Origin of the sequence: uncultured Alistipes sp. (genome assembly GCF_902388705.1) — a bacterium.
Taxonomy (GTDB): domain Bacteria; phylum Bacteroidota; class Bacteroidia; order Bacteroidales; family Rikenellaceae; genus Alistipes.
Genome location: NZ_CABMQJ010000001.1, coordinates 1 through 24,549, shown reverse-complemented (window position 1 = coordinate 24,549; position 24,549 = coordinate 1). Strand labels below are relative to the sequence as shown.

Annotated in this window: 19 protein-coding genes and 1 other RNA gene; 5 read left to right on the top strand and 15 right to left on the bottom strand. The window is 55.5% G+C overall.

Annotated features, from left to right (window positions below; translation table 11 throughout):
* Positions 1-68 precede the first annotated feature (68 nt).
* On the top strand, positions 69-2,126 hold the full coding sequence (locus tag QZT71_RS00100) for an LTA synthase family protein (RefSeq protein ID WP_295911041.1): 2,058 nt from the start codon (positions 69-71) through the stop codon (positions 2,124-2,126).
* A 273-nt stretch (positions 2,127-2,399) separates the two neighbouring features.
* On the opposite strand, the gene QZT71_RS00095 is transcribed toward QZT71_RS00100, so the two are convergent.
* The 10 genes from QZT71_RS00095 to mltG form a co-directional block, all read right to left on the bottom strand.
* On the bottom strand, positions 2,400-3,629 hold the full coding sequence (locus tag QZT71_RS00095; protein WP_295911040.1) for a DUF5689 domain-containing protein: 1,230 nt from the start codon (positions 3,627-3,629) through the stop codon (positions 2,400-2,402).
* A gap of 20 nt (positions 3,630-3,649) precedes the next feature.
* Positions 3,650-6,478: a TonB-dependent receptor gene (locus QZT71_RS00090; protein ID WP_295911039.1), complete on the bottom strand. Its 2,829-nt coding sequence runs from the start codon at positions 6,476-6,478 to the stop codon at positions 3,650-3,652.
* 18 nt (positions 6,479-6,496) lie between these two features.
* Positions 6,497-7,531: an endonuclease/exonuclease/phosphatase family protein gene (locus QZT71_RS00085; RefSeq protein WP_295911038.1), complete on the bottom strand. Its 1,035-nt coding sequence runs from the start codon at positions 7,529-7,531 to the stop codon at positions 6,497-6,499.
* 32 nt (positions 7,532-7,563) lie between these two features.
* The gene (locus tag QZT71_RS00080) at positions 7,564-8,640 is read right to left on the bottom strand and encodes a DNA/RNA non-specific endonuclease (RefSeq protein ID WP_295911037.1); all 1,077 of its coding nucleotides are present in this window, start codon (positions 8,638-8,640) and stop codon (positions 7,564-7,566) included.
* 299 nt (positions 8,641-8,939) lie between these two features.
* Positions 8,940-11,465, bottom strand: a complete 2,526-nt coding sequence (locus QZT71_RS00075; protein ID WP_295911036.1) for a DUF5689 domain-containing protein — start codon at positions 11,463-11,465, stop codon at positions 8,940-8,942.
* A 239-nt stretch (positions 11,466-11,704) separates the two neighbouring features.
* Positions 11,705-12,169, bottom strand: coding sequence for a DUF4293 domain-containing protein (locus QZT71_RS00070; protein WP_295911035.1), 465 nt, complete (start codon positions 12,167-12,169; stop codon positions 11,705-11,707).
* A 4-nt stretch (positions 12,170-12,173) separates the two neighbouring features.
* A complete protein-coding gene (locus QZT71_RS00065; protein ID WP_295911034.1) occupies positions 12,174-13,130 on the bottom strand; it encodes a glycosyltransferase family 2 protein in 957 nt (318 codons plus the stop codon).
* A gap of 16 nt (positions 13,131-13,146) precedes the next feature.
* Positions 13,147-13,722 carry a DUF4199 domain-containing protein gene (locus tag QZT71_RS00060; RefSeq protein ID WP_295911033.1) on the bottom strand — a complete coding sequence of 192 codons (576 nt, stop codon included), beginning with the start codon at positions 13,720-13,722 and terminating at the stop codon, positions 13,147-13,149.
* Between the two features lie 25 nt (positions 13,723-13,747).
* Positions 13,748-14,350: an L-threonylcarbamoyladenylate synthase gene (locus QZT71_RS00055; RefSeq protein WP_295911032.1), complete on the bottom strand. Its 603-nt coding sequence runs from the start codon at positions 14,348-14,350 to the stop codon at positions 13,748-13,750.
* A 20-nt stretch (positions 14,351-14,370) separates the two neighbouring features.
* A complete protein-coding gene (gene mltG / locus QZT71_RS00050; protein WP_295911031.1) occupies positions 14,371-15,384 on the bottom strand; it encodes an endolytic transglycosylase MltG in 1,014 nt (337 codons plus the stop codon).
* A gap of 49 nt (positions 15,385-15,433) precedes the next feature.
* Here mltG and ffs point away from each other — a divergent pair.
* Positions 15,434-15,532, top strand: an RNA gene (gene ffs / locus QZT71_RS00045) — signal recognition particle sRNA small type.
* Positions 15,533-15,742: 210 nt separating this feature from the next.
* The gene (locus QZT71_RS00040) at positions 15,743-15,952 is read left to right on the top strand and encodes a hypothetical protein (RefSeq protein WP_295911030.1); all 210 of its coding nucleotides are present in this window, start codon (positions 15,743-15,745) and stop codon (positions 15,950-15,952) included.
* A 76-nt stretch (positions 15,953-16,028) separates the two neighbouring features.
* Here the strand turns inward: QZT71_RS00040 and QZT71_RS00035 are convergent, their stop codons facing one another.
* From QZT71_RS00035 to QZT71_RS00020, 4 genes are all read right to left on the bottom strand, one after another.
* Complete coding sequence (locus QZT71_RS00035) at positions 16,029-16,571, bottom strand: hypothetical protein (protein WP_295911029.1); 543 nt, start codon at positions 16,569-16,571, stop codon at positions 16,029-16,031.
* The gene (locus QZT71_RS00030) at positions 16,555-16,782 is read right to left on the bottom strand and encodes a DUF2089 family protein (protein WP_295911028.1); all 228 of its coding nucleotides are present in this window, start codon (positions 16,780-16,782) and stop codon (positions 16,555-16,557) included. The genes QZT71_RS00035 and QZT71_RS00030 overlap by 17 nt, the downstream gene beginning before the upstream one ends.
* Positions 16,783-16,993: 211 nt before the next feature.
* Positions 16,994-18,727: a TonB-dependent receptor gene (locus QZT71_RS00025; protein WP_295911027.1), complete on the bottom strand. Its 1,734-nt coding sequence runs from the start codon at positions 18,725-18,727 to the stop codon at positions 16,994-16,996.
* 2 nt (positions 18,728-18,729) lie between these two features.
* Positions 18,730-21,714: a tetratricopeptide repeat protein gene (locus tag QZT71_RS00020; protein WP_295911026.1), complete on the bottom strand. Its 2,985-nt coding sequence runs from the start codon at positions 21,712-21,714 to the stop codon at positions 18,730-18,732.
* A 342-nt stretch (positions 21,715-22,056) separates the two neighbouring features.
* Between QZT71_RS00020 and QZT71_RS00015 the strand changes: the two genes are divergently transcribed.
* Both QZT71_RS00015 and QZT71_RS00010 read left to right on the top strand, forming a co-directional pair.
* Complete coding sequence (locus QZT71_RS00015; protein ID WP_295911025.1) at positions 22,057-23,481, top strand: PAS domain-containing sensor histidine kinase; 1,425 nt, start codon at positions 22,057-22,059, stop codon at positions 23,479-23,481.
* Between the two features lie 49 nt (positions 23,482-23,530).
* A complete protein-coding gene (locus QZT71_RS00010; protein WP_295911024.1) occupies positions 23,531-23,938 on the top strand; it encodes an OsmC family protein in 408 nt (135 codons plus the stop codon).
* 83 nt (positions 23,939-24,021) lie between these two features.
* Here QZT71_RS00010 and QZT71_RS00005 read toward each other — a convergent pair.
* On the bottom strand, positions 24,022-24,549 hold a 528-nt coding region (locus QZT71_RS00005), incomplete at its 5' end, for a TolC family protein (RefSeq protein ID WP_295911023.1).

Genomic DNA, 24,549 nt, shown 5'->3' with positions numbered 1-24,549 from the left:
GAGGCTGCCTTTTTATTTGTATTCCATCTGAAAAACACTAACTTTGCAGCCGAAAAGAACAAATTCCCATGTCCCGAAGTCTTCGATTAATCACCGGCCTCTACCTGAAAATTTCACTGCTGACCATCGCCGTCGGCTTTCTGTTACGCATCGTCCTGCTCTTCAACGGGCAAACCACCGACCTCGGTTTTTCCTTCGGCGAATGGTGCGAAATCTACCTGCTGGGAGCCGTCAACGATCTCTGCGCCGCAACCATCGGGTTCGTATTCCTGTGGCTCTTCTCGATGAGCGTATCGGAAACTAAATACCGTAAGCCGTGGGGATACATCATCCTCGGCATCCTCGCGGCGGCATTCTGCTATGTGACTTTCTGCAACACGATATTCGACGAATACGGCAGCGTCGCACCGCAGGTGGCGTCGGGCATCCTCGGCTTCTGGGCCGGAACTTTCGCCCTGCGCCTCTTCCTCAAGGGCTTCCGCAGTTACTGGACTACCGTATGGTTCGCACTGATTATCACGCTCTATGTCGGCAGTATCGTATTCAACGGCCTTTGCGAGTACTTCTTCTGGAACGAATTCGGCGTGCGCTACAACTTCATCGCCGTCGATTACCTGGTCTACACCAACGAGGTCGTGGGCAATATCAGGGAGTCCTACCCCATCGTCCCGCTGGTGCTGGGGCTGATTCTCGTAACATTCGCCATCACCTGGTACCTTTTCCGCCGCGATTTGGCGCACGCCGACGACCTGAAAGGCTGGCGGTGGAAAGCCGTCGTAGGTCCGGGCTACATCGTTGCAATGCTGCTGTCGGTGTGGCTGCTGCAATTCAACACCCGCTTTCAGGACAGCGAAAACGTCTACGTGAACGAATTGCAGGCGAACGGCCTTTATAAATTCTACGACGCATTCGTCAAGAACGAACTCAACTACAGCCAGTTCTACATCACCGTGCCCGAAGAGCAGGCCGAGGCTTTCGTCCACGGCGTTTACGGGAGCACGGGCGACAACCTGCATGCGGTGCGCAGCGAAGAGCCGGAAATACGCCGCAACATCGTACTGATAACAATCGAGAGCATGAGCGCCTCGTTTATGGGACATTTCGGGGATACCCGGGAGCTGACGCCCGTACTCGACTCGCTTTATGACAAAGGGCTCGCTTTCGACCGCGTCTATGCCACGGGCAACCGCACGGTGCGCGGCCTGGAGGCCGTGACGCTCTCGCTGCCGCCGTGTCCCGGGCAGAGCATCATCAAACGCCCGAACAACGCCGGGATGCACTCCACGGGGGCGCTGCTGCGCGACAAAGGCTATACCGTCAAATACTTCTACGGCGGCAACAGCTATTTCGACAACATGGAAACGTTCTTCTCCGGCAACGGATACGAAATCGTCGACCAGCGTCAGTACGAACCCGAAGAAATCACGTTCGCCAATATTTGGGGCGTATGCGACGAAGACGCCTACCGCAAGGTCATCCGCACGCTCAACGAGGATGCACGCAGCGGGAAGCCGTTCTTCGCCCACATCATGACGGTCAGCAACCACCGGCCGTTCACCTACCCGGCCGGAAAAATCAGCATTCCCCACGACTCGAAATCGCGCAACGGCGGCATAATGTATACCGACTATGCCCTCGGACAGTTCTTCGCCGAAGCATCGAAACAGCCGTGGTTCGACAACACGATTTTCCTTATCACGGCCGACCACTGTGCCTCGAGCGCCGGACGCACCGAGATACCGCTGGAAAAATACCACATTCCGGCGCTGATCTACGCCCCCGGATTCATCGAGCCGCAGCATGTCGGCGGAATCGTTTCGCAGATAGACCTGATGCCTACCCTGCTCTGGCTGCTGAACATGAACTACGATTCGCATTTCTACGGGCGCAGTATTTTCGACGAGGAATATACCAACCGCGCATTTATCGCCACCTACCAAGACCTGGGCTACCTCGAGGGCGATATTTTCACCATTCTCTCGCCCGTACGCCGCGTAGAGCAATACCGCGTGGTTCCCACGGAAGAGGAGCCGTACGACCTGCAACCGCTGGAAACGGAACAGCCGGAGCAGGTGGCACGCGCCATCGGCTATTACCAGACCTCGAGCGAATGGAACAAGCGATAAATCCGGTGACAACCGAGATGCGGGGACGGCTGGCGCCGTTCCCGTTTTTTATGTCTTGCAACGACCGGAAACGGGATGCCGTAACGGCAAAAGCAGCCGGCGGCATCGGACGGCCGCATGGAACGGCAATCCGGCCGGAGCCCCACCGGTATCCGGGCAAATACCGAAGCCGTACGACAAACGGCCCGCAGCCGGGTTTAGCTGCGGAAAGCGGGCATAAAAAAGCGGGCAGCCCGTACAGGCCGCCCGCCGCATTCATATCCCGACGCTGAATCAGTCGTAATCGCCGAGATCGCCGGTGCTGTTCTTCACGGGCGGATCGTAGGACGATGCAGGCGTATTGGCCTTAATCCACTCCTCGTCGAGCAGCGATTCCTTCGGGAAATCGAGGTCTGCATAGCGGCAAACCGAAATCTGGTACTGCGCGTAATCGCGCGCGTCGCCCGCATAGTTGCTCTGCTTCGAATAGATGCCGTAAATACCGAGCACATTGCCCACCGTACCGTCCTTCGGAATCGGGTTGTTCGAGAAACGCGAATAGCCGCTCGTACGAATCGAATAAACACCCTTGGCGGAGGTGTATTCGGCAGTCTCGTTAAATACCATCAGCACCGAGCCGTAAAGGCTGACGTTGGTGGATACGTCGTGGTAGGCCCAATAGTACCATGCCCCGAACTGCGGAGTGCCCCAGTCGGTCACAATCCAACTCGGGTAGGGATTTTCGTTGGAGCCGTTTTTCAGCGCAGGCGGTGTAACGCCGTCCTGGTTCTTGACGCCCGAATAACGGATTTTCACCCCTTCGAATTTCACCAGGCGTCCGAAATCGGCTTCGCCCAACGAGGTGTAGTTATCACTGTTCACGACCTTGATGTCGCCGGCTTCCAGTTTGCAGGGTTCGCCCGTGAGGACGCACTTGGCGACACGGTCGGGGTTCTCGATGTTCGAGTTGGCGTAGTACTTATGCGTACCGGCCACGTTGACGCCGTCCGAGGGTGCGTCGCCAATCGAAAGCATCATGCGGTAATTACCCAGGTAGAGGTTCTCCAGGCGGACATAGACCCACATGCTCTCCATCGTTTTCAGGTTCAGTTTGTAGGTGATGAACAGTTCGCTGTGGAGTTTCAGCTCGATGGCGGCCGTGCCGTCCCAGATATAAAGCGACTTGTAGATGTTACCCTCCTCGTCGGTGCTGATGACCTTACCCTTGATATAGTAGTTGGCGCCATCCTCCCAGAAAGAGGTTCCGGGGAACTTGGCAGCCTCGTCCGACGAAGGCGCACCGAATTTCAGCGTCTTGGTATCGGCCCAATCGTCATTCTCGCCCGTTCCCGAAATCGGACCGAACTTGTCTTTCACCTCCTTGATGGTGATATGCTTCAGTCCCATCGCCGTCATATCCTCGTCGGTATAAATCTTCCGGGGCTTCGGCGTGTCGAAATCATTGTAGCAGCCTGCGGCCAGAACACCGATAAGCGCTATCAGAATTATTTTCAAGTTTTTCATGGTTTTCTCTGCTCGTTACGTTAGAAACGGAAATAGACATTCAGATAGTAAGTCGTTCCCAGCATGTAGAAATACTTCGAATCGAAACGGGTGTACTTCGTATCGCCCTTGGCGTCGCGCACCTTGTTCAGGCGCATCTGCTCGTAACCGCCCGTGCGGATATCCTGGTCGTTGAGGATATTCTTCACCTCGAGGCTGAAGCCCAGCATGTACTGGCGGTGGATATACCAGTTCTTGCCGATGCTGGCGCTCAACGTATACACGCCGTCGAACTTCTCCTGCTTGCGCATCTCCTGAATACCCTTGACGGCGCTTATCTGCTCCTCGGTGGTCGAACTCTGGTTGGCGAGGATATTCGTATAGTAGCCGATGGCCTGCGCCGTACGGTACATGGGGTTCATCGAGAGATAGAGGTTGTCGAAATAGTTGAAATTCACCGAAGCGAACCAGTTACGCTCTCCACGGTAGTCGAGGCCCACGTTCAGAGCCAGCTGCGGCGAGCTCTCCACATGGAAGCCGTCCCAGTTGACCTTGTCGATCAGCACGATTTTGTTGATGTTGTCGACCGTCTGCACGAAATTGGGATTCGACGTATAGGTGTAATCGCCCCAGCTCACAGCACCGACCGCAGAAAGGCCGTTCCATATCGGAACCGAAAGGCCCAGTTCGACGCCGTAGTGGCGTTTGTCGATGCCGCTCATGGCGAAGTTGGTGAACGAGCGCTGGAGGTCGTCGTAGAACGAGATGACTTTCGACTGGTCGGAAATCGTCGTATAGTAACCCGACAGGCGCGCCTTGATGTAAGGCAGGTTGAGATTATAGGTCAGGTCGACACCGAACACCTTTTCCGTCGTCAGACCCGGAGTGGTCGTATTGCGCGTACGGGGCGAAACGAACGCCGCAGCGAACTTGGGAGCGTTCTCCATGTAGGCGACATTCGCCTCGATCGAGTGGGCGCCCGAGAACTTGTAGCCGAAGTTGCCCTTTACGTTATAGACGAAGTAATCGAGTTTTTTCGAATCGCCTTTCGAGTTGTTGGGGAACAGGCCCTTGCGCCAGAGTCCCTCGCGGTACATCGACGAATAACCGGCTTCACCGCCGATACCCATCGAGAAACCGCCGATACCCCACGTATAGAGCGCCCATGCGTTGCCCTCCAGCAGGTGCGCGCGGTAGTTGTAGCTGTATTTCTCGCCCTCGCGTACGACGCGGGCATGGCCCGTAGCCATGAAGTAGTCGAGGTCGTTCTGGAAGTTCATCGCGTTCTGCGACATGTCGCGCTCGGCGAATTTGTCGATGTCGTACCAGTAGTCGCCGCCCATCAGGTCTTTCACCTCGTCGTAATACCACGTACGGTTCACGCGCAGGTTCAGGCCGCCGACGATACGCATGTTGTTGCGGATGTTGTGTGACACGTTGGCTGCGAAGTTATAGTCGAGCTGGTCGGTGTGGCGCTCCTCGAGTATGTAATTCGAGCGGTAGCTGCCGTCGCCGGCATACTGCTCCAGATTGGTGTCGATAAACTTGTTGTTGTTGTACAGCCTGTCGAAATCGATGCGCCCGGTAAAGTTGTTGGCAGCGTCAATGGCGCGCTGCAAAGCGTAGTAGATACCCTTATCCGAAGTGACGCCCGAAAGTATCTGGTTCGTGTAATAGGACGGCAGGTAACGGTAATAATCGGGGCGGGGGTCGACGCCACGGTTCCACGAAAGCGCGGAATAACCGTTCTTGCCGAAGCGGAGCGAAGTGGCGGCATTCAGGCGCGTGCGCTCCGACATATCCCACGTATAGGTCAGCATCGCGATCGGCTCGTGCGTGTTGCGCACACGCGAGTTACGCAGTTTGCCGGCCCAGTAACCCACGTTGGGGTTGTAGTAATGGTCGCCGAAAAGATTGTAAGCCTCCTCCGTGGCAGCCTGCTGTGCGCCGCGCTCGGAGGGCGACGCCATCAGGGTCAGGCCCAGGCGGTGGTTGTTGCCGAAAAGTTTCTCGGCCGAAGCGAAGTAAGCGTAGGAGTTGTAATATACGCCGTCCACATAGCCGTTGCCGCCCTGGCGGGTACCGACCGAGAAAGCATACGACCAACCGTTGTCCAGCTGTCCCGAAGCGTAGGAAACCATCGCGCGGAAGCGGTACATCTGGTTGCCGTTCGATACGCTGACGCGAAGTCCCTTGCGCATCTGCGAGGCGCGGGCGTTCACGTTGGTCATACCGCCGATGCCGCCGATGCCGAAGTCGGTGGCGGTCAGGCCCGTAGCATTCTCCTGGTTACGCGTAGCGTCGTTCAACCCGCTCCACAGCGACCAGGGGCCGTAGCCCGTCATGGCGTCGTTGAAACGGATGCCGTTCAGGTAGATGTCCGAATACTGCGAATCGTAACCGCGGACATTGAAACGCATCTCGCTGAAGCGGTAGGAGGCGATGTTGTTGAACAGGTCTTTCGACGATGAAAGCGACGAGGGAAGCGCCTGCACGTCCGACGAGGAGGAGTCGGTATCGAACTCCGCGAAAATCGAATCGTCGAAACCGCTGCTTGTCATCACCGGTGTGATTACGACCGAATTGAGGTTTCTGACATTCCTGTCCACACGTACTTTCAGGTCGAGGTCTTCGAACTCCGGAGCGTCGAACGAAATCGTGTAATCGCCCTTCGGAAGGTTCTCGAAAACGAAGTTACCATCCGCATCCGTAACGGCAGTCAATCCCGTGGAACCGATGGTTACCTTTACATTGCTCAATGCCTCGCGCCCATTACGCGAAACCACCTTACCACGGATGCCTCCGTCCTGCGCATAGGCCGAGAGCGAAAGCGTGGCGAGCATTACAATAAGTAAAGCCTTAAGTTTCATACAATTATTTTAAAGTGTTTATTTGCCAATGTAGATAAATACCGGGAAGTGGTCGCTGAAACCGCCCTGGAAGTCGTTACCGACGAACGTACGCAACGGATAGCCTTTGTACTGTCCCTCTTTCTGAATCATATAGGGGCGGCGGAAAATGCCCCCGTAGAATTTCGAGTTGCCGACAGGCTGTATTTTCAGTTTCCCGGTCGAACCGGTCGCCAGGTTGCCCGAAACGATGATATTGTCGAACAGGTTCCATTCGTCACGATAAGCCAGCGTGCCGTAGCCCGATTTGAGCAGGCTGATAAAGGGATTGAACATGTCGCCCTGCCGCACATCCTTGACTTTTCCCTGGGCGCGGAGGCCCTCCACGATGCTCGCATCGGTGGCGTCGTCGTTCAGGTCACCCATAATCACCACTTTGGTAGCCGGATTGGCCTGCTGTACCGAGTCGACGATGGCGCGAATCTGCTGTGCCGCAGCCATGCGCTTGGGGGCCGAAGCCTCCTTGCCGCCCAGGCGCGACGGCCAGTGGCTCACCAGGAAGTAGAACGGTTCGCCCTCGATGGTGCCCCACATCGTCACGAAATCGCGTGTGCGGAAATTGGGCAATTCGGGCATCCGGAACGGGATGGCTGCGCTCCCCTCGAGTTTAAATACGTCGGGGCGGTAGTAAAATCCGACGTCAACGCCGCGCGCATCGGGCGAATCGTAGTGCACAATGCGGTAGTTGCCGTGCGAAAGTTTCTCCCCGGCGATAACGTCCTCCATGACGCCGCGGTTCTCGATTTCCGAAACACCGATTACCACCGGAAAATCCTTGTCTTCGGCGGCAATGTCGAACAACACCCGTTCGAGGTTGCCGATTTTCTTGGTGTATTTGGCCGTGTTCCATTTCTTGGGGCCCTCGGGTGTAAACTCCTCATCGAGCACATCCGGGTCGTTGATCGTATCGAACAGGTTTTCGAAGTTGTAAAAGACCACTTTGTAGGGCTTCTGCGCAAAGCATGCCGCGACAATCAGCGCCGCAAACAATCCTGTAAGAAAGATTCTCTTCATAACATTCTCTATATTAGGTTCATTTTAAGTCGTCACAAGCTCCAGTCCGCAGGATTATTCTGGCTCTTCACCGCCTCGGCGGCATCGGGTGACAAGTTACGGAAGAATTTAAATTCGGACAACTCTTCGATCTCCTGCACCGAACGTGCGGCATCCTTAATCGAGGTCGCGGCACCGGCGGCATCGTTGGTAAATACGAACCCGATGGCTTTCAATTCATCCGCCGTGCAATCCGAAATTTTCTTTTTCAGATTGCCGTTGCGTGTGCGCAATACGAGAGCCCAACAATGCGACGGCACGGCAATCGGGCCGTTCTGGTTGTTAATGGTCTTCGTGTTCTTGAAACAGGTACCCTTGACCACAAACAAAGTGTCCCGGCACTCCCAACCGCGGATTTTGCCCTCCAGAGTCGCCCATATCTTCTGGTTCAGCGTGCTGTTCTGCGGCATCATGTTCGTTGCGAAGAATGTTTGCGCATTGGTCGTCCACGTGCTGTAACGCGAAGCCGAGGGAAGCATATGCCCGCGGTCGTAACCGCTTGCGCCGTATCCGCGGATGATATACTGCTGGTCGCTTTCCGCAATGGCAGGAGGCTGGACATTAGTTCCGATCTGCTCGTAATAGGGATAGGAGGACATATACTGGGTCGTCCAGTCGTCATAAGCCCACGCATCGGTGCGCCCGTTGCTGTTATGGGCCTGATAGGCGTGGCTCGACCAGTAATCTTTGATATTCGGATAGGCTACCCAATTGGAAACGTGCCTGTTGCGGTCGTAGCAAATTGAATAATTACGTACATTATACCCGTTCGCCAGTGTCGTATAGTAGGTTTTGTAGGTATAATCGCTGTTTTCCCGATACTCGGGTTGCTCCCCCCAGGCCTTATCGTAGTCGGCCGTAACGGAGAAAGCCGTCTGCGTCAAAGTCAGCGTCGTCGTATAGTTGTCGGAAAAAGTCACGGCAATCTTGGCCGTACGGTCATTCTCGGTTGTATTTTGTTTCAGATAGAGATATATCGGCGTTCCGACTTCGCCCGTGATTTCCGATTGTTGGTTTTTCAAATCGAACGAACACCAATCGACATCCCCCTGGGCGGTTATCTCCGCCACATAGGTAAGTTTCGCACTCCCCTGGGTTTCGATTTTGTTCGTTGTGGTTTCACAATTCACAGTCTCTGCAACGAGCCACGCCGCGGATACCTTACCGTCTTCCCCGTCGTTCTTGTCGCTGCATCCCGCAAATAGGACAAGCAGTATTGCAATAGCAAATACAGACGTAATTATCTGCTTAATTTTCAACATTTTGTTCGCATATAAAACAGTTGGCAAAAAGCCCTTTTAGAAACCAAACTCTTGACGGGGCAAGCCCCGCCAAGAGTGGGTTTCAAAATTACAATCAGGAACTGCGATTAGTTCGCTTTGAAGAAATAGAGTCCGTTCCTCAAACTACTCTCATATGAAGCAGCTTTATATGAACGCAGCAAATCATAGGTAGCACCAGCCGTTCCCAAATATACTCCATTATTCGATGCGACGATTCCACCTTTACTGAAGTCTGTAAAGACCCATTCAGCTCCGGTAGCTTCGTCTGCAAGACCAAGACGACGGTTCGTATCTGCGGTAAAACTCTTCAGATATTTTCCACCGACTTTAATATAGAACGTGTTGGCTTGACCGGTAACAGATTCCAATGTTATGGTTGCTGCCGTACCTTTAGCCTTGTCCTGATCGCTCAAATCCGGATCAATGATCAATTGATTATTGCTATATTGGTAATTCACAGTTTGCAGATCCGAATTCTTTGTTGCAGGTTCGGCTCCCGACACTTTACCAACCCACGCATGATACGAATAAGGAGCCCAGTTGAGATTCGTACTTCCTGATGAATATGATTCGAGGAATCCGGTCATGATGTAATCACCAGCTGCAAGCGCACTAACCTTATCGACTAAAGTATAACCGGCCCCGCTCGTAACACCAGCCTGCTGCAGATTAACCGTTGCCGAAGTAATGGCTGTAGCCCCCTCCGATGCCGCAATATAGAGCGTCAGAACGGCATTTTTAGCTGCTTCCGCCGTATTTACCAATGCTTTTACGCTGACCTTGCCGTTTGCCGGAGTGCCCACGATCTCAAACTGTGCGGCATCCGTACCGGAAATCTTGGCAAAAACGCTGTTCGAACCGAGGTTGTTAGCAGAATAAGAAATTTCCTTCGTTTCTCCTGCGGCGGCGAACGAAGCAGAGGCATCCGCCGAAATAAACGGCTCGTCGCTTGCAGAAATCTCACCCAGCATCAGTGTGAACCACTTGCTGTAAGTGGAAATTGCAAATCCCTTGACTACAACCGGCTTGCCGATAAGTGCATTCAGGGCCGTCTTCTGTTCGTCGGTAGGATTGTCAATCGAACCACCCTTATAATCAGAGGAGATACCTGCAATCGTAAGGTTGTAATACTTACCGTCCGTCGACGTCAAAACACCTTCGACTTCGACATATTTGGTTACAGGGCTCTGCATCCACGCATTAACTTTGGCTGCATCGAATACTTCGGCAGCACCGACCGTGTATGCCTGTGTCCCGTTCTTGGTGATTTCAGGCGACGAGAACTGCAGCGGACCGTCGCCGTTGAGCTTCACCTGACCTTTGAGCGTCAATTTGTCATTGATTGCATAATCAGTCGTGGCACCAACGTAAACAGGCATGTAAGCGTTGGACGCATCTGCAATGACAAGGCTCTTTGCTGATTTTGCAACTACCGAAGCATTTTCAACCTCATAAGCGCCTTCTGCAGTGATCTGTGCAATGGTAGCTTTCGTGTAATCTACCTGAATCGTGAAACGCGTTTCGGTAAGGCCTGCCACATCATTCGCATTGCGAGGTGCGAGCTGCACTGTCTTGGCTCCAGAATTATCTTTCTGATAAACCTGTGCAATACCCACAATCGGCCCACTCAAATTAGAAATAACCGTCGTTCCGAAAGTAGCATTTGCGGATGAAGCTGTACGCACGGTAAATTCTTCACCTGTTTCAGTAACAAAAATCGCATTATATTCTTGCGCATAGGTCTTGTTCTCATATTCAGTCGCTGTTTGAACCTTTGCGATTGATACGAGTTGTGATTCATAATCAGGGAACTCGTCGGGAGTAACCGAGGGTGCCGTCAACGCAATGCCGGTTTCAACGGTTTCGACATCAGCTCCGCTCAAAGAGAGTTGAAGCGTACCATTGAATTTCTGCACCTTTGCATTTGCAAGGCTGATCGAAACCTTCATACCCGTTGCACATTTTTGTGCATTCGTACCACCTACAAAAACAGCAATACCGGAATTTTTAGCCGACAAGTCATTATCCTGAAGGTTAATCATGCTGGCATTATTGAAATTCTTGTTGGAAGGATCGCAAGTAACAATACCAACAATATTACCGACCGCTTTTATTTCGGCAGAAGCATCTACTTCACTGGTCGGGTTTTGGGCAACAACCAATGCACGAACTTGCGCAACATTGGTTTCAGTTCCGGTAGAGCCGCCCTGGTTCTGTTTAACGGTAATCGTAGCCGTGCGGGTGATCGGATAACCTGCAATCTGGCCCGTTGCCGTCAGCTTTACGGTAGCCTCGCGCTCGGCAGTCGTCTGGCCGAGGTTGAATTTAAGCATCGTCGTGCCACCCTTGCTCGACATTGCGCTGGGCGTACACCATGTATCTGCACCTGCAGTATCGAAACTAAGCGTCCACGGACCAGCCGAAACGACTTCGACAGCCTGTGTATCGCCACCGTCCAAATCGGTTGCGACTGCTGCCGAGGAAGCACCATTGACGGTAATCGAAGGTTCTCCGGAGAATCCCTTCTCATCGTCATCGTCCGAACAAGCGGTAAAAGCAGCGACTGCCATCACCGTGCAGACCAATGTCCTCCAAAAATTGAATGTCTTCATAGAATTAATATTAGTTAAAAAAAGGTTGTTCAATGTTTCAATTTATTACATAATGGTAATATTCTGCCTCAAAGTTAAAATTATTTTCCGTATCGCCAAAGGTTTGTAACATTCTTTTAATATCGGATTCGGGTCGATTTTCGTCCGGCTTCTCCACAACGGATACACCTGCACATAAGGGGCCAAAATCCCGGGGTATGCGTCGCTCGCACACCCTTGGGGTTTCATTGGTTTGGGAATCAGCGGATTCTATCGGCCGCGCGCACCATCAGTTCGTCGCGGAACACGGCACGGGCGGCAAGGTAGACAAAAAGCAGGCAGACAAGCGGCAAGGCGATGGCCGGTTTGAAGCCCTGCGTGTGGAACGCGAGGTCGGAAAAGACCCGCCAGCTCAAAAAGTAGTAGACCGCCTCCATTGCCGCGGAGCCGACCAGCAGCACCATCTCCACGACGCAAAGCCGTATCTGGAGCAGGCGGTGTTTGAACAGGAACAGCGTAATGAGCGGCAGCACGCAGGCCAGCACCAGCAGTATACCCATATAAACGGTCGGTTGCACGGCTTCGCCGCCGGAGGTTTTCAAGGAAAAAGCATAGAGCCCGAACTGCCCTGCATCGCCCGCGAACCATGCCAGCGGGACAAAAAGCGTGACGGCCATAAGCGCCGTGACAATAAGCAGATAGAGCGTTTGGATTCGTTGTATCATCGGGTTATAAAGTTTTATCGATCATGTATTTGTTCCTGTCCGAGGAACCGCGGTTAATGAGTTCGCCCAAAAATCCCGCCAAAAACAGCTGTACACCGAGGATAATTGCAAGGATGGCCAGATAAAAGAGCGGCTGGTCGGTAACGGGCCGCAGCGGCAGTCCGTGGAACTGTTTCCAGATTTTCGCAGCGATGATCCAGACGGTCGTACCGCCGCCGATAAGGAACATCAGCGTACCGAGGCTGCCGAAGAAATACATCGGCGAACGTCCGAAATGCGTCATAAAGAGCACCGTAATCAAATCCAGATACCCTTTCACCGTCCGCTCGATGCCGAATTTCGAACAACCGTATTTGCGGGCGTGGTGCTCGACGGGTTTCTCGCCGATACGGCGGAATCCGGCCTGTTTGGCAAGAATCGGAATGAAACGGTGCATCTCGCCGTAGACTTCGATTGCCTTGACGACCTTGCGGCGATAGGCTTTCAGCCCGCAGTTGAAATCATGCAACCTGATGCCGGAAACCGTACGGGCCGTCCAGTTGAAGAATTTGCTCGGCCAGCGTTTTCCAATCGGGTCGTGACGCTTCTTTTTCCAGCCGGACACAAGGTCGTACCCCTCCTCCAGCACCATGCGCCGCAATTCGGGAATTTCGTCCGGCGAGTCCTGCAGGTCGGCATCCATCGTAAAGACCACCTCCCCCTCCGCCGCAGCGAATCCGCAGTAAAGGGCTGCCGATTTGCCGTAGTTGCGCGCGAAGCTGATGCCCCGGATGGCAGGGTACTGTTTTTTGAGGGACTCGACGACTTCCCATGAACCGTCGGACGAACCGTCGTCGACCAAAATAACCTCGTAGGCATAGGTGTGCTCCACCGCCACACGGTCGATCCATGCGACCAGTTCGGGCAGGGAATCCGCCTCGTTGTAGAGCGGTACGACGACCGAAATATCCAGTTTACTCATGCTCTTACAGGCATTCTTACTCGTTGGCAGCCGTATTGTCGAAAGGCTTCGGCGCCCGGGCCAGAACTCCTGCAATGATGAGGCCGAAAATGGCGCCGAACAGGACACCCGAGAACGTTCCGCCCCAGACGGTCTTCAGCATCGAGGGCTCGGGAGCGTTTTGCAGCTGTTCGAACGTCTGCGCCAGCATGGATTCCATCGATGCCGGGACGCCGCCGTTTTGTGCGATATATTCGGTAAACGTGTTGGCTATGCGCTCCGTATAGTTCGCATAACCGATGAACAGGTGCAGGTAGAGGTACTGCACCACACCGACGATGATGCCCGCAACCACAGAAACCGAGAGGACGTAACCGTAGCCCTGCCCGAAAGAGAACCCCGTTTCGGCCGAGAAATTATTTATGGAATATTGGCGTGTGAAACGATGCAGCAGGTAATAATGCAACGCAACGACGACAATCCATTCCAGAGCATACAACCCGAAACTGGCGGAGAGCATCAGCCGGGTTTCCAGCATGAACGAAACTGCCAGCAGAACACCTATAATCGCGCCGTACTTGGCGACATCTTTCCAGAAATTCGTTTTTTCCATAGTATGTTATTTTGCATTTAAATACTCATTGCAACTCTCCCCTGCCCTCGCGGAGGATCTCGGGCTCCTCACCCGTAAGGTCTACGACCGTCGTCGGTACATTGTCGCCTATCCCGCCGTCGATTACCAGGGAAACGTCGCGGCCGTAACGTTCGTGAATCAGTTCGGGATCGGTGGTGTACTCCACCACCTGGTCGTCGTCCTTGACCGACGTGGTGACCATCGGACACCCCAACGCCGCGACAATAGCCCGGGGAATGGCATTGCCGGGAATGCGGATGCCTATCGTGCGGCGTTTTTCGAGCGCCTTGTCGGGCACACGCGACGAAGCGGGCAATACGAACGTAAACGGCCCCGGCAGGTTCCGTTTCAGTACCCGGAACGCCGCATTGTCCACACGGCAGTACTCCGCGACCTGCGCAAGTTCCCCGAATACGACGGCGAAAGCCCCGGCATCCTTGCCTTTCATCCGGCGCAGGCGTTCGATGGCCTTGGGCGAGCGCAGCGAACAGCCGAAAGCATAGACGCTGTCGGTCGGATAGATGATAATCCCGTCGTTGCGGAGCACCTCGACTACCTTCTGCAATTCCCGCTCGGAGGGGTTCTCTGCATAGATCTTGGTCAGCATAAGTACAAATGTACGAAAAATTATTTAATCTTGCGCCGGTTCAGTTCCGCACTGTACGCCCGGGCATTGGCGTTGTGCTCGCGCAGCGTCCGGGCAAAGTTATGATAGCCGTCGAACGTGGGCCGTGCGCAGAAGAAAATATAGTCGTGCTGCTCGAAATTGAGCACGGCATCGATGGCATTGATACCCGGCATGCAAATCGGCGATGGAGGCAACCCCTTGTTTACATAGGTATTGTAGGGTGACGGATATTTCAGGTGCCTGTAAAGGATACGCCGCAGGCCGAAGTCCTGCATGGCGTACTTAACCGTGGGATCGGCCTGCAGGGGAATACCTTTCCGCAGGCGGTTGACATAGACGCCCGCAATACGGGGCATCTCGTCGGTCTTGCGGGTTTCTTCGTAGACAATCGACGCGAGGGTCATCACCTCGAGCCGGCTCAAGCCGCTGCGCTTGCGCAGCGCGTCGCGTTCGGGTGTCCAGAAATTGTCGTACTCGCGTTTCATACGCTGCACGAGCTCCTCGGGCGTGACCGTCCAGTAAAACTCATACGTATTGGGAATGAACATCGAAAAGAGCGTCAGGCTGTCGAAACCGACGCTTTGCGCCACCTTGGAGGAGGTCAGCGCATGCATAATCGCCGTAGAGTCGGCGTCGATCTGGCGCGCGAGCTTCTGCGCCAGTTGCGCGGGTATCCGCACATTGTTGATTGTCACCCGCACAGGCGTCTGCAGCCCCAGCTTGAGCATCCGGGCAACTTCGATAACGCTCATACCCGGCTTGAGCTCGTAATGGCCGGGCTTGAACGTTTCCGGCAGGTTGATGCGTTTGGCATAGACGCCGAAAGCCCAGCGATGCTTCAGCTCCGGAAGCAGCGAGTCGGTGAGTTCCCCGTAACAAGCCCGGCTGCTGACGAAAAGTTCCCGCTCGGCACGCACGGCATTTCCATAAAACTGCTGCCGGAGGACGTAGCCGGCGACAAGCAGGCACGCGAGGCATGCGAAAAGGATATAGAGAAAAGTTTTTTTACGCATCAGGTCGAAAATTTTTGCAAAGATATAAAAAATTCCTACTTTTGTGCCCGGGTGAGTCTTATACGACCAGCTCCTACAGAATCCCCCAGGCGAGGAATCGAGCAAGGGTATGTGGTCGTAGCGGTGCGATGTAAGTAGCTCACCCTTTTTCTATAACGGTGCTCCGGCCGAACAGGTCGGGGCACCGTTTCTTTTGCAGGTATCTGTTCAGCAACGCTTTTCCGGAAAGGCAACACGCCGGAAGTTGGTCGGGAGCATATCCGGCACCGGGCAGGTGTCGAAAACCCGCAAGCATTGCTGCTCATTTTCTTGCGCCGAACGGTACAACCTTTGCACCGCCACAATAAAAATCGAAGCCATGAAACAGACCGATAAACAACAGGCGGGCCAACGTTCCGCCAACATGCCGCAGGAAATCACCGTCACCCAAATCACCCCCGACGACATCCTCGCCGACGGAGGCCCGATCACCCCCGCAAAAAGAGATGAAACGCTCACCGAACGGCAGTTGGAGGAGGATGTGGTAACCGTCAACCCCTCCGTCGACAGCATGGAGAGCCGGGGATAGTCCCGTAGTGATCAGCAAGCACAAAAAACGGGACTCACAAGTCCCGCATCACGATACGACCCGCAACAGGGTCGTATTATTTGCAATATTCAATCAGCAACTGGTTGACCACGCTCACCAAGACATAGCAGACAACGAAAATCAGGACTCCGCGCCAGCCTTTCATATTGGCCGAAACAAGATAGGCGAAGCATCCCCAGACCATCGACCAGACCATCGAAACCGACAGGACGATAACAATCAGATTATATACGGCCTGCTTCAGTATCTCGCAGGCACTCCGGGGTTCGCAGACGATACTGCTCAACCAATGGGAGCACATGCTCAAAACCCCGAGAACGACAATCGCGGGAAGCATCGCAAAAAGGTTCGTGGCAAAAATGTCCACGGCACGGATACGCGACGGCGAGAAAATCAGCGCCATTACATACAGCAGCAGCGAAAGGGGCAGCCACAGTAGCAGGTTCTGCGAGAGAATCGTGACGATCTTGGAAACGTCGCCGGCGACAGGCCAACTAATCGCCGTCAGCAAGCAGATGGAAAAAAGAGTCCCGGCCAGGCCCCAGCCGAGCGCTTTCCCTGTGGAAAGGTATTCGAACGGGTTAAGAATCTTGTTCATCGCTTTCGAATTTATTGAGTTGAGCTATAATATCGTCCAGTCGATTACGCACCGTAGGATAACTCAATCCTAATTTCTGCGCCATCTCTTTCAAAGAACCGCTGCTTTTCACGAAGTCGAGCACGAATTGCTGGTCGGGAGCCGAAAGCTGCATCATCACCGGGAGATTGTAATCCCCCTCGATGTGCGTATCGCATCCGTTGCAATGCATTGCCTGTACATTCAATCGTTTACCGCAAGAGGGATATATTTTCGGGAGGTTCTTCAGTGTAGCCATAAAATTATTTATAAAAATTGCATTTCCAGCACTAAATATATCTTACAAAGTTAATATTTTTTTTAAAAGTTTCATACGACTCTGAAAATTCACACGGACGAATTACAACATCGTCCCGCCGCCGGGCCGCCCGGCTACGTTCCGACTAAAAATTCGCCTTTACGCCCACCGTGAAATTGGCCCCGTATTCGGGATGCCACGGATATTCGTACAGACGGCGGTTAATCAGGTTGCGCCCTTCGGCGAAGAGCGTCACGCGCCCCGATACCTTCCAGTCGAGATTGACACGCAGATCGACGGCAAAAGGCACTTCATAGGTCGTATAATTTGCCTCGGACGGCTCGGACGACGACTGCTCCACCCAACTCCATTTACGCACGCTCTGCAGCCAGACACCCGCGCCGAACGCTATCTTCCGGCCGTCGTATTGCGTATGGAGCTTCCCCTCGAACGACGGTGCGCCGTTGTGGAGTTTGGTATCGTCGTCATTGTAGATATAGCCGTGTGCGGCCAGTTCGGTGCGGAACCCGCTCACGGGACGCCACGTCACCTCGCCGTTGAACGAGAATACAGTCTGGCGCCCGTAACTGCCGTTCAGAGCGCCCAGCAAGATCACATCCCGGACGTCGTACCCATACCAATAAATGTGGTTGTCGCGAATCGACCCGCCGGCATACACCCGGTAATCGAACTTCCCGCGCCAGATACTGCCGCAGATACCGAAACGGCCGTTGTAGTCGACCGAACTCTTGTCGCCCCACAACGCCGCACGGACATAGGGATTCTGCCTCGTCAGCGAGCGGTAGCTGTTCTCGTTGACGGCCCCGTCCAGTTCGACGAAAGGCTTCAGGCCGTCCGTGCCGAGATTGAAATCGAGGCGCAGGAAGGGAAGGATGTAGTTTTCCGCATCCACGCCCTTGTTATCGTCATGGTAATAATCCGCCCCGGCCTCCAAACGAACTACCCCGCCCTCGATGCCGTAGCGCAGGGCGGCGTGCACCAGTTGCTGCCGATGGTCTTCGAGCATCTTGCCTCCGTCCATACGCTCATAGCCCACTTCGGCCGAAAGCCGGTGGCGGCCGAAAGCGCGGGCGATTTTTCCATGTGCCGCCAATGTCGTCTGGCGGGATTTTCCGCCGTAAGCAGGCCCGTTGTCCGGCTCGGAGTTATCCCCGGTGTTCAGCTCGGGATAATCCATGAAAAGTCCGCCGTGCAGCGCAATTTCGAAATTCACGCGGCTCAAGTCCTGGAAATCGTCGCCGAAGCGCAGGGCGATATTCGCATCGCCGAAATCGATCCGGGCGCCGGGCATGTAGGAGGCTTGCGCACCGGGCGCCGCATAGATGCCGTAACGGTGATAAAGCCTGTTTTCATAGGAAACATCGCCCTCGAGAATGTGTTTTCCGAGGTATTTGCCCGCCGCAGCGCCGATACGGTTGAGCATCCGCGTCGAGTTGTTTTTGACGCCGAAATCGTTCTTGATTTTGGCATAGCGCCCCTCGTGGTTCACATAGCCCACGACATAACCCGTACCGGGATTCTGACTCGAGGCGTAGAAGTCCAGCACGGAGTTGAGCGGATAACCCGCGCCGGCCTTTAGGTAGAACGGCAGCGGGCGGTTGAACTCCCAGTAAGTCACCGTTGCGGGACGTATCGGCCGTGTGGCGAGGGTCGTCTGCAACGACAGCGGCGTAATGGCATAGTCGATCTCCGGCCGCATCTTCACCGTATCGGTCATGTCTGGCACGACGGAGAGTTTCGACGCGCTCTCCACGCTCGGGACATAGGCTTTGGTCACTTCGACCTGCTTTTCGACCTGCGCGTTAACGCTCCAGGGCAGCGCCGCCAACAGCGCGGCGGCAAACAATATGCGTTTCATCATCAGTTCAGTTTTGCGATTCTCTCTTTGGCCAGTTCCACGATGCCGTCGTCGGCCGGGGAATACCCGTCGGCAACGCTCTGGTAAGTAGCCCGCGCCTGGAAGTTATCCCCCTTGCGGACATAGACGTCGCCCAGCAGGATAAAGGCTTTGGCGAGCCAGTAAGCCTGCGGCTCGCGCTCGGAGTAGGCAAATACCGCTTTCTCGGCCTTGTCCATGTCGCCGCCTTCGAAAATATCCTCGATTACGTAGTAGGCCGAGGCGGAGCCCTCTTTGGTACGGGCTTCGGAAGCGAGCTCCCTGTAAAGCTTCACGGCGTCCGCACGACGCTCCTGTTTGCGAAGCAGTTCGGCCCACGCGAATTTAGACTCGCGCAGCGCCACGACCCCGGCATCGGGATGCGCCGCAACGTCGGCGGCCATCGCCTCTATTTTCGCAGCGTCGCCCCCGGCCAGCGTTGCCCGCACGTACCCTTTCATGGCATCCTCACGTCCGGCGACGGTCGCCGTAGCATCGTAGAGTTTGCGGTATGCGCCGGCGGCCTCGTCGTAACGCTTGTCCGCGAAAGTCATCTCCGAAAGTTTTTCGAGCACCGTGACGGTATACTGGTTCGTCCCCTGCCCGGCCAGTTCCGTCAGGGTTTCGATAGCCTCGCTGCGTTCGCCCGAGCGGAGGTAGCAATCGCTCAAGAAATAGAGGGCATCGTTCATGTAGTATCCTTTGGGATAGCTTCGGATGTAGCTGCGCAGCGATTTGGCGGCGTCATCGGTCTGCCCGGCCAGGTAGAGTTTCTGGGCGGCGGCGAACGACAGCGAATCGCGCGACACGGCGGTCAGGTCGCCCTCCATGCCCACTTTGGCGGCATAATCGAAATAATCGTCGACCTTGCCCTCCGAAACGTATATTTCGCGAATCCCCTGCATGGCGCCCTTGGCTTCGGACGACTGCGGGGCCGTACCGACCACCATATCGTAATATTTCAGCGATTTCTCCTTGTCACCCAGGTTGAGGTAGGCCAATCCCAAATCGGCGAATGCCTGTGCCCGGCGCGGCGAGGAGGGATAATCCGCAACGAAACGCTCCAGTTGTTCGGCACCCTCGGCATAGCGTTCCTGCGCGATGTAGGAACGGCCCAGTTCGTACGACGCGGCATCCGCATAATCGCCTTGTCCGGCCGCAATGATCTGCCGCAGTGCCTGCTGTTTCTGCTCCGTGCGGCCCAGAATACCGAGCGTCACGGCACGTTTGTACTGCGCATACTCCCGCTCGGGGCCGCCTGCGGCAACAGCCCGGTCGTACTCCCCTACCGCGGCCTCGAATTCACGTTCCGAATAGCGGATGTCGCCCAGACGGTTGTATGCGTCGGCACGGTAACGATCCTGCGCGGGATGCGCGGCGAGGAATTTCTCGAAGAAACCGCGCGCCTGCGCCATGTCCGTGCGCGAAAAAGCGCAGTAGCCGAGGTTGTAAAGCGCCATGGCATACTCGCGTTCGCTGCGGGGCGCACGTTTGAGGTAGGCATTGTATTTGGTCGCCGCGACCGTGTGGTCGCCTTGTGCGAACGCAATCTCCCCCTGCCAGAACGAGTTGAGCGCACTGTACTTGGGACTGACGTTTATCGACGCCGATTCCGCCAAATAACGCTGCGCTGCCCGCAAGTCACCGGCCTCGTAGGCCTCCAGACCGCGGAAATAGGTGATTTTCTGCAATGCGGCGCGGATGTCGGCATCCTGCGTCGGGAAAGACTTGATGGCCCGGTAAGCCGCGTCGTAATCGTTCGAATTGTAGTAGGCGGCAATCAACAGCGTACGCGCCTCGCCCACACGCGGCGAGTCGGGATACTGCCCGACATAGCGCGTCAGCACATTGATCGCGCCGTTGAAAGCGCCGCCGCCCAACTCGTATTGCAGTTTGCCGTAGTTGAACAGCGCATCCTCGGCGATCGTCGCATCCAGTTTGTCGTCCGCAGCCATGGCGAACGCCTGCATGGCGGCCTGCTTGTCGCCCGCCCGCAGGTAGCAGTCGGCCAGGTGGTACGACGCATTCTGCGTCAATGCATCCTCGGCGCCGCAGGCCCTGCGCAGGTACTCCGCGGCCTCGGGATAATGCGCCGTACGGTAGAGCGAGAACCCCATCAGGTAGCTCCCGTCCCGATCCAGCTCGCCGTCGGCGGCGAGAAAGGCGTTCAGGTGGTCGATTGTCTTGTTATAGTCCTCCAGTCGGAACCACGACTCGGCGATAACGCGCTCGAGCTCCTTGCGGCGTTCCGGCACGGCGCGCCGCACCAGTTCGTCGCCGTGCTCCACGACATAGCGGTAGTTGCACTCGCGGAACTCAATCTGCAGCAGGTAATACGGCACCACGTCGCGATAGGCGTCGCTGCGCTGCAAGGCCGTAAATCCCTGCTTGGCACGGCCGTAGCGGCCTTCGGCATAATCGATATAGGATTTGTAGTAAAGCGCATGGTCGGCGTATTCGCTCTGCGGGCCGATGCGGTCGAAATAACCGAACGCATCGCCGTAATTGCCGTCGGTAAACTCGACATAGCCCATGCGGATATTGTACTGCTCCTTGCGCGGGGAGTTCAGGGCCTTGTAGTCGGTCTTTTCAAAAGCCTCGCGCGCACGCCTCATATCGCCTTCGGCGCAATAGTACGACCCCAGCGAAAACCGCACGTCGTTGGTATATACCGAACCGGGATAGCGTGCTTCGAACTGCCGCAGCGCCGCTTCGGCGTCGCGGCTGCCCAACTCCACGGCACAGGCCGCCAGGTAGAAATCGACGGTCAGCGCCGCATCGCGTTCGGAGCAGGCGAGCACCTCCCGGGCTTTCAAAAACTCATGCCGGGCATCGCTCCAGCGTCCGAAGTCGAACAACGACCGTCCCCGTTCGATAAAGGCCTTGCTTTCGGGCGTTTCGGCCTGCACCCGTAGGACGCACACAGCACACAGCGCGAAAGTCAACAACAAACTCAATTTTTTCCGCATACGCTCATAGATTCTTACAAAGGGCAAATATACGAAAATTTGCCGTTTCTGCACACCCCGGCCGCCGAAATCTGCCGCCGTGCGCAATAACCCGCCGGGAGCGGATACACATCCCGCGCCGCACCGCACGTCCATTGTATTTTTTCTAATAAAATATTTACTATCTTTGCCACATCATCCTTAAAATCCCGTTAAGATGAAATTGCGTCGTTTGCACCGTAACAATCCGGCCCATGCCTCCGGAACAGGTATCCATACCCCGTACGACACCTTGAGCAGAATTTCCATCGCCTGCCTCACGCTGTCCCCCGACGGGGAGATAACTGAAATTAATGCACAGGCATGCAAGGACCTCCACATCGGAGGGGGGGGGATTTTTCGCATCCGCTGAACATTTTCACACTGCTTTCGGTCTGTCATGACAAACAGAATCTGCTGCCCGGCCTGTTCGAACGCCTCCGGCAGCACACGGTTCACGGCGACCTGCCGGCATGGACTTACATAAAACGTCACGACAGCAACCTGAAATTCTACATCGAAGGCCGTTTGATCGGGAAGTACGACCGGCAACGGAACCTGCGGCAGGTGCTCTTCCTGTTCCGGAATACCGAAGAGGAGGTCACCCGGAAACTCATCCTCGACAGGGCGATGGCGCAGACCCGGATTTTCCCGTGGTTTTTCGATTTGGAGCTTCAAAAAATGATTATCGACGCCCGCTGGTACACCCACCTGGGCATCCCGGCCGGCGACGGTACAATCAGCACCGGGGAGTTTTTCAACCTTGTGCATCCCGACGACCGGGAAATGCTGCTCGGAGCATTCACGCAACAGCTTTCCGGCCAGATGAATCCCGGCCTGTCCGTCTACCGCATCCGGCGCGGCGACGGCACATGGGAGTGGTTCGAGGAACAGTCCGTATACCTCGGGCAGGCGGACAGCGGCGCACCCTACCGTATCGTGGGGATTCGCCAGAGCATCCACGACCATAAAACGTCGGAGGACGAACTGCGCAAGGCCCGCGACAAGGCCCGCGAAAGCGACCGCCTCAAATCGGCGTTTCTGGCGAACATGAGCCACGAAATACGCACGCCCCTCAATGCCATAATCGGATTCGCCAACCTGCTGACCGACACGGAAATCCCGTTCAGCGAGGAGGAGAAGCAGGAATACAGCCGGCTGATTACGACCAACGGCGACCAGTTGCTGCGCCTGATTTCGGACATCCTCGATTTGTCGAAAATCGAATCGAATACCATGGAGTTCCATTTCGAAGAACATTCGCTGCACTCGCTGCTGGGGGACATCTACCAGGCACAGAAGCTCAACATGCATCCGAATGTCGAGCTCCGCCTCGAACTGCCCGAGGACGACTCCGGAATATACACCGACGCCTCGCGGCTGAAGCAGGTCATCAACAACCTGATTAACAATGCCGTGAAATTCACCGACTCGGGCAGCATCACGTTCGGATACCGGCTGCCGCAGGCCTGTCCCCAAATCGAACTATTCGTCAAAGACACGGGAAAAGGCATCGGGCGGGAGCATCTGGAGCGGATTTTCGAACGGTTCTACAAAGCCGATCTGTTTGTCAAAGGCGTAGGGCTCGGGCTCTCCATCTGCCGCACAATCGCGGAATCGCTGGGCGGCGGCATATCGGTCGCCTCACAGCCGGACGAGGGCACCTGCTTTACGGTCGTACACCCCCTGCACGAGGCCGGAACGAAACCCCGGCCGCTGCACGCACAAACCGCCGGGGAACTTAAATAAGGTATGATTCTTGCCCCCAACCCAGCGTTCAACAAAAATTCTGTCGCTTATGATTGAAAAAGTAACGCTGCAACTGACCGGGGACTCGAAATTCACGCCCGAGGGCGGCCTCCGCTGCGAGGAGATGAACCCGAAAGTCCTGCTGCTCTACGCCGGTGCGAAATGCGCGGGCATGACGGCCCTGATGATTATGCAAAAGGAGCGGATAACTCCCAAACGCTTCGAAATCGGCATGTCGGGAGAACTCTCGGCGGACGACGGCCAATCCGAAAGCACATTCAAATCGTTCCACGTAATCTACAACGTCGAATGCGACACCGAGGACGACCAAGCCAGGGTAAGCCGCGCGGTGACGCTGACACACGAGAAATACTGCGGCATGATGCGCATGCTGCGGCAAATCGCACCGGTTTCGCATGAAATCGCGGTGGTCAGCACCGAACCGGCGAAAGCCTGACGCGGGACGGGAAAAGGGAAAGCGGGGATTTTTCATCCCCGCTTTTTTCGCAGTACCCGGACATACGGTGATTGGCAACCGGGTTAATGCGCCGTGATACGCTGGTAATCGGACACCGCGACGGCATAGTTGTAATGCGCCCGGATGGCGTTGGTGTAGAGTTGAATCCAGCTCAACTGCGCCTGCAGCACGTCGAGGATTGTCGCAAGGCCTTCGCCGTAGGAATAGGTGCTGATGTCGAGGTTCTCGCCCGCGATACGGAGGCTCTCCTCCGAAGCGCCGACCTGCGCACGGCTGTTGACCAATGCCGTCCAGCCGTTCATCTCCTCCCTGACGATGTTGTCGTGCAGCAGCGCCGCGTTCCACTCGCTCTGCATCTGCACGGCGCGTGCGGCACCTGCGGCGCGACGACGCTCGCCCCAATGGAAAATCGGCAGCGTGAGTTTCACGAATGCCGAACCGTCGATTGTCGTGGCACCCGTCCGGTTGGGATAATAGGGCTGCCACGATCCGCCGACGCCCACGCTGACCTGCGGATTGAACGGCGCACGCGCGACACGCACACCGGCTTCGGCCTGCTCGCTGCGCAGTTGTGCGGCGGCATAGTCCGG

What these genes read in the sequence shown, in the direction of transcription:
- QZT71_RS00100 (WP_295911041.1), top strand. Translation starts at nt 69, where the DNA reads ATGTCCCGAAGTCTTCGATTAATCACCGGCCTCTACCTGAAAATTTCA.
- QZT71_RS00095 (WP_295911040.1), bottom strand. Translation starts at nt 3,629, where the DNA reads ATGAAAAACTTGAAAATAATTCTGATAGCGCTTATCGGTGTTCTGGCC.
- QZT71_RS00090 (WP_295911039.1), bottom strand. Translation starts at nt 6,478, where the DNA reads ATGAAACTTAAGGCTTTACTTATTGTAATGCTCGCCACGCTTTCGCTC.
- QZT71_RS00085 (WP_295911038.1), bottom strand. Translation starts at nt 7,531, where the DNA reads ATGAAGAGAATCTTTCTTACAGGATTGTTTGCGGCGCTGATTGTCGCG.
- QZT71_RS00075 (WP_295911036.1), bottom strand. Translation starts at nt 11,465, where the DNA reads ATGAAGACATTCAATTTTTGGAGGACATTGGTCTGCACGGTGATGGCA.
- QZT71_RS00070 (WP_295911035.1), bottom strand. Translation starts at nt 12,169, where the DNA reads ATGATACAACGAATCCAAACGCTCTATCTGCTTATTGTCACGGCGCTT.
- QZT71_RS00065 (WP_295911034.1), bottom strand. Translation starts at nt 13,130, where the DNA reads ATGAGTAAACTGGATATTTCGGTCGTCGTACCGCTCTACAACGAGGCG.
- QZT71_RS00060 (WP_295911033.1), bottom strand. Translation starts at nt 13,722, where the DNA reads ATGGAAAAAACGAATTTCTGGAAAGATGTCGCCAAGTACGGCGCGATT.
- QZT71_RS00055 (WP_295911032.1), bottom strand. Translation starts at nt 14,350, where the DNA reads ATGCTGACCAAGATCTATGCAGAGAACCCCTCCGAGCGGGAATTGCAG.
- mltG (WP_295911031.1), bottom strand. Translation starts at nt 15,384, where the DNA reads ATGCGTAAAAAAACTTTTCTCTATATCCTTTTCGCATGCCTCGCGTGC.
- QZT71_RS00040 (WP_295911030.1), top strand. Translation starts at nt 15,743, where the DNA reads ATGAAACAGACCGATAAACAACAGGCGGGCCAACGTTCCGCCAACATG.
- QZT71_RS00035 (WP_295911029.1), bottom strand. Translation starts at nt 16,571, where the DNA reads ATGAACAAGATTCTTAACCCGTTCGAATACCTTTCCACAGGGAAAGCG.
- QZT71_RS00030 (WP_295911028.1), bottom strand. Translation starts at nt 16,782, where the DNA reads ATGCATTGCAACGGATGCGATACGCACATCGAGGGGGATTACAATCTC.
- QZT71_RS00025 (WP_295911027.1), bottom strand. Translation starts at nt 18,727, where the DNA reads ATGAAACGCATATTGTTTGCCGCCGCGCTGTTGGCGGCGCTGCCCTGG.
- QZT71_RS00020 (WP_295911026.1), bottom strand. Translation starts at nt 21,714, where the DNA reads ATGCGGAAAAAATTGAGTTTGTTGTTGACTTTCGCGCTGTGTGCTGTG.
- QZT71_RS00015 (WP_295911025.1), top strand. Translation starts at nt 22,057, where the DNA reads ATGCAAGGACCTCCACATCGGAGGGGGGGGGATTTTTCGCATCCGCTG.
- QZT71_RS00010 (WP_295911024.1), top strand. Translation starts at nt 23,531, where the DNA reads ATGATTGAAAAAGTAACGCTGCAACTGACCGGGGACTCGAAATTCACG.